The organism is Aphanizomenon sp. UHCC 0183 (assembly GCF_009712065.1).
Taxonomy (GTDB): Bacteria; Cyanobacteriota; Cyanobacteriia; order Cyanobacteriales; family Nostocaceae; genus Dolichospermum; species Dolichospermum heterosporum.
This window is the reverse complement of record NZ_VILC01000103.1, coordinates 11,057-15,327: the sequence shown is the minus strand read 5'-3', so window position 1 is coordinate 15,327 and position 4,271 is coordinate 11,057. Positions and strand designations below refer to the sequence as shown.

At 37.3% G+C, this 4,271-nt stretch carries 5 protein-coding genes; 4 read left to right on the top strand and 1 reads right to left on the bottom strand.

Annotated elements, in window-relative coordinates:
- Positions 1-37: 37 nt before the first annotated feature.
- Positions 38-169 (bottom strand): hypothetical protein, encoded by a 132-nt coding sequence (locus FJR37_RS27490; RefSeq protein ID WP_256366895.1) that lies wholly within the window; start codon positions 167-169, stop codon positions 38-40.
- 155 nt (positions 170-324) lie between these two features.
- Between FJR37_RS27490 and FJR37_RS22665 the strand changes: the two genes are divergently transcribed.
- From FJR37_RS22665 to FJR37_RS22650, 4 genes are all read left to right on the top strand, one after another.
- Positions 325-1,503: an MFS transporter gene (locus FJR37_RS22665; RefSeq protein WP_168467187.1), complete on the top strand. Its 1,179-nt coding sequence runs from the start codon at positions 325-327 to the stop codon at positions 1,501-1,503.
- A 165-nt stretch (positions 1,504-1,668) separates the two neighbouring features.
- Positions 1,669-2,460 (top strand): DUF4231 domain-containing protein, encoded by a 792-nt coding sequence (locus FJR37_RS22660; RefSeq protein WP_168467186.1) that lies wholly within the window; start codon positions 1,669-1,671, stop codon positions 2,458-2,460.
- Between the two features lie 203 nt (positions 2,461-2,663).
- Complete coding sequence (locus tag FJR37_RS22655; RefSeq protein WP_053540023.1) at positions 2,664-2,852, top strand: hypothetical protein; 189 nt, start codon at positions 2,664-2,666, stop codon at positions 2,850-2,852.
- Positions 2,853-3,656: 804 nt separating this feature from the next.
- Entirely contained in the window at positions 3,657-4,175 is a 519-nt protein-coding gene (locus FJR37_RS22650) for an inorganic diphosphatase (RefSeq protein ID WP_027404163.1), read from the top strand.
- Positions 4,176-4,271 lie beyond the last annotated feature (96 nt).

Below are 4,271 nucleotides of genomic sequence, written 5' to 3'. Positions count from 1 at the left end.
GCGTTAGGTGGTTGAGTATTTTTTTATTTGGAAGTCCCTAAGCGATCGCAAATGAAACATTAATAGCCACATAAGCGCCACAAATCGGCAAAAAAAAGCCAATCCAAGGAATCGTCAGTAACAGATGGGAAGGATCATACCAATAGGAATGCCATGCACCCATACCCATAATTTTGAATTGTCCATTATGGATTTGAATATGAACTCGTGAATGTAAGTGTTTTTCTGGCTTGCAAAGAAATCTCTGTAATTTAAATTTTATGAGCAGTAAGTAAAAGTCTGGTCAATGGTAAGATGACTAAAGATAAATATATTTAATCAAAAATGAATCGAATTTTTTGGATTACCGCCTTAATTGCCTTTATTAATTCCCTGAGTTTTACAATTCTCATCCCCATAATTTATCTTTATGGTAAACAATTTGGTTTAAATGATTTCCAAACCAGTTTATTATTCTCAACATATTCTATTGCTCAGTTTTTCGCCACTCCTGTAATTGGTAAACTCTCCGACAGATTTGGGCGGAAACCATTATTAATAATCAGTTTAGCAGGAACAGTAATTGCTAATACTATCGCAGGAACTGCGACAACAGCAACATTACTATTTTTCGCCAGATTTTTAGATGGTATCACAGGTGGAAATGCTTCAGTTGCCCAAGCCGTTATTTCTGATGTTACCAGCCAAAAAAATCGCGCTCAGGCATTTGGGATTTATGGTGCGGCGATGGGATTAGGATTTATTGTTGGTCCAGTTATGAGTTTAGTAGCACAGCAAATTTCTTTAGGAACGGCATTTTTAGTTTCCGGTGCAGTTGCTATGATAGCGATGTTAATGACAATCTTCTTATTACCAGAAACCTTACAAAATAAATCTCCAAAGGCTACGAATATCTTTGATTTAGGGTTAGAAAATTTAATTAAAGGATTTGCCATGCCAGGAATTGGCATTTTATTATTCATTAACTTTTGCACCGGGACAACATTTACCATGTTCACCTATGCCTTTCAACCATACTTTATCCAAGTTTTACATCAAAATAATAAATCTTTAACACTCTTATTTTTAGTTTTTGGCACATTAGGAGTAATCATGCAAACTTGGGGAGTATCTGTCCTCAGTCGTAAATTCAATGTTGTCAAGATATTATTTTTAGGCTTATTTGTTCGCAGTTTATCATTTTTGTTAATGCCTGTTTGGCCTAGCATCAATTATTTTATTGTAGTTAGCATCCTATTTGCGCTTTTTAATGCCCTAGTCCAACCCATGATTAGTACATTGATTTCTCTCAATGCTCGACCACAAGATCAGGGAACTGTATTAGGATTAAACGCATCCTATTTAAGTATTTCCAACGGTATTGGTCCAGTGATTGCGGGGATGATAGTTCACCAATCCCAACCCATTACCTATGGCTATCCTTTATATCTAGCAGGAGGTTTAACATTTTTGGTTTTAACCTTAGCCATAGGTACGCGCAAAAGATATAGCACGGCTATTTAAGCGTTAAATTATACTATTGACAATATTGACAGTTAGTACAACTTGTCAATATTGTTACTTTCGTGTAATATACATCATTGTTTGTAATTGTAAAAGTACCATTTTGCAACAACTTTTCTCAGTCACAAATTCAACATTATCCCAATAACTACACCAGGCAAAAATATGTTGTTTTTTTTCAAGTTGATTGATTACTTATTAGGCGCAGTTGCGATAACATCAGGCTTCATTATTTATGTTGATTCTAGTAATCCACAATATGTAACTGCTGCCTCCGTTGCTTTAACTGTTTCGATTGGTTTATTTCTTTTCAATAGACAATCGGTAAATAATGCTAAAAAGGAATCACAAAAAACTGAGCTTTCCAAAAAAGCTGAACTCTATACATCTCTATTAAGCAATGGTACTACATTGGACTATAATACAGTTTTACCAGCACGAGCCAAAGCTTTAGAATATTGTCAAGAGTTGATTGACGACTATAAAAGTTCTCGAAATCTTGCCAGAACTCTTTACTATGTTTTGCAAATTTCTACCGTTATTTTGTCAGGTGTGACACCGATTTTAGTGTTGGTAGATAAATTAGAGGCAGGACAAAGTTGGTTAAAATGGCTGCCTGTTATTTGCCCAGCCGTTGCTTCCATTGTTGCTAGTATCGTTACCTCATTTCCTTTTGAGAAAAATTGGATGGCTGCTAACAAAGCCGTTGAATTATTAGAAGCTGAACAGGAAAAGTTTATTTTGGGAATTAGCCCAGCCTATCGTTGTTATGATATTTCAGAAGAAGGTAAACAACAACAAAGAGTAAGTCAGGCAATAGAACTATTCATTAATCAAGTGAATAATATTCACCTCCAACTAGTTCAACCAAACAGTGATTCAGAACAGGGAAATCAAGAAAAACAAGAGTCTCCACAATCTGAAGAATCAACTACAGAACAAAAAGTAGCTGCATAGTTTTGGTGTAATCACCAATTTAGGGGCGCAGGATATATCAATCCCTGGGCGCAAGCCCTGCGCCCCTACGGAATTTCTGAATGATCAAAAATGTCAGTCATCCCTGACATTACGGTTTATAGTAAAAAAATAGTTAGAATAGTATAGACACTCTTTTCCAGAGAGTCAACCTACTCGTGATTCTGAATTAATTGCAACTTTGTATGAATTTAAATAGCCCGTCTGCCAATTCTTCCGATACATATTCCCAGCGTTTGGCAGACATCGTGGGAACACTGATCGCTTTGATCACTCTCACTTTACCAGTATTTATCATTGCCCACTATTCTTCTGTTAATGTTGAAAACAATCAACCATCCTTAACTTACAATCTACCTATTCGTGGAGATTAGAATATACAGCAGAATTTAAGACTTACAGCAATTTCCAATCTTATGAGGTACATCTTAGCCCCCTCATCGCTTGCGGGGAGGGGGTTGGGGGTGGGGTTCTTGTTCCGGGTTTGATGACAATTTGCTGTAAAGCAGAGGATTAGGGGTAGGGAGTTTTCTTCTTGAGCCTTTTTTGTGGGTCATTTAGAGAACTCCACAAAAAAAATGATCCAATTTTGTGGGATGGGCATCCTTATCCTTGCCCGTCCTTGATGATTAGCGGGCAATTCGTCCCGCACCACAAGAAATTTTGGGATATTTTTTTGATTGGAAGTCTCTAATAAACCTGTGCTGCATGAGTTGTCATTGCGAGTGAAAGGAAGCAATCTCTTAACAACCGATAAACCACCTAACGCAAAAATCTCTCAAACCCTTATTCCTCTGTGTCCTCTGCGCCTCCGTGGTTGGTTAATCAGGATAATTTATTTCTTGGAAGTCCCTCACTAAATTATTGGGTCTGACGCACCCTACAAGAGATAAAATCCACATTACATATTGAGTAGGGTGCGTCAGATAGAGGAAATCTGTTTTTTACCAAATTATTGGGTCTGACGCACCCTACAAGAGATAAAATCTACATTACATATTTAGAAAACTTTGTCAATGCGTAAGCACTAGGATCATCTTTTTTGTGGATTTCTCTTATGAAATTTACCAGTATTTTAGAAGGAATGTTGAGGAAGAGATCCACAATGTTTTAAGATATTACACTGGGAGCGAAAATGGCTGCTACCGCTGATTCACTTTTAGTAAAGGAGTTTTATTGTGGATTTATCTTTGATTCCCGCCCAACCAAAGCCAGGTGTAATTAATGTCCTGATTGAAATTGCTGGTGGAAGTAAAAATAAATACGAATACGATAAGGATTTACAAGCGTTTGCCCTAGATCGGGTTCTCTATTCTTCAGTTAAGTATCCTTATGATTATGGTTTTATCCCCAATACCTTGGCTGATGATGGCGATCCGTTAGATGGTATGGTGATCATGGATGAGCCAACATTTCCCGGTTGCGTTATTGCCGCTAGACCGGTTGGTTATTTGGAAATGATTGATGGTGGCGATCGCGATGAAAAAATTCTTTGTGTTCCCGATAAAGATCCGCGCTATGCTCATGTATTGTCCCTTAAAGACATAGCCCCTCATAAACTGGAAGAAATTGCCGAATTTTTCCGTAGTTATAAAAATTTGGAAAAAAAGGTAACACAAATTCTCGGTTGGCAGGATGTTGATAAGGTAGCCCCCTTAGTAGAAAAGTTCATTCAAGCAGCTAAAGCTAAAGCATAATAGACTATGGGTAATGGTAATGTGAATTACAAAAGAGGGGAACAGGGAACTCTTAACTGGGAACAGGGAGCAAATAAGAAACACTCATTTGCTCAG

What these genes read in the sequence shown, in the direction of transcription:
- FJR37_RS27490 (WP_256366895.1), bottom strand. Translation starts at nt 169, where the DNA reads ATGGGTATGGGTGCATGGCATTCCTATTGGTATGATCCTTCCCATCTG.
- FJR37_RS22665 (WP_168467187.1), top strand. Translation starts at nt 325, where the DNA reads ATGAATCGAATTTTTTGGATTACCGCCTTAATTGCCTTTATTAATTCC.
- FJR37_RS22660 (WP_168467186.1), top strand. Translation starts at nt 1,669, where the DNA reads ATGTTGTTTTTTTTCAAGTTGATTGATTACTTATTAGGCGCAGTTGCG.
- FJR37_RS22655 (WP_053540023.1), top strand. Translation starts at nt 2,664, where the DNA reads ATGAATTTAAATAGCCCGTCTGCCAATTCTTCCGATACATATTCCCAG.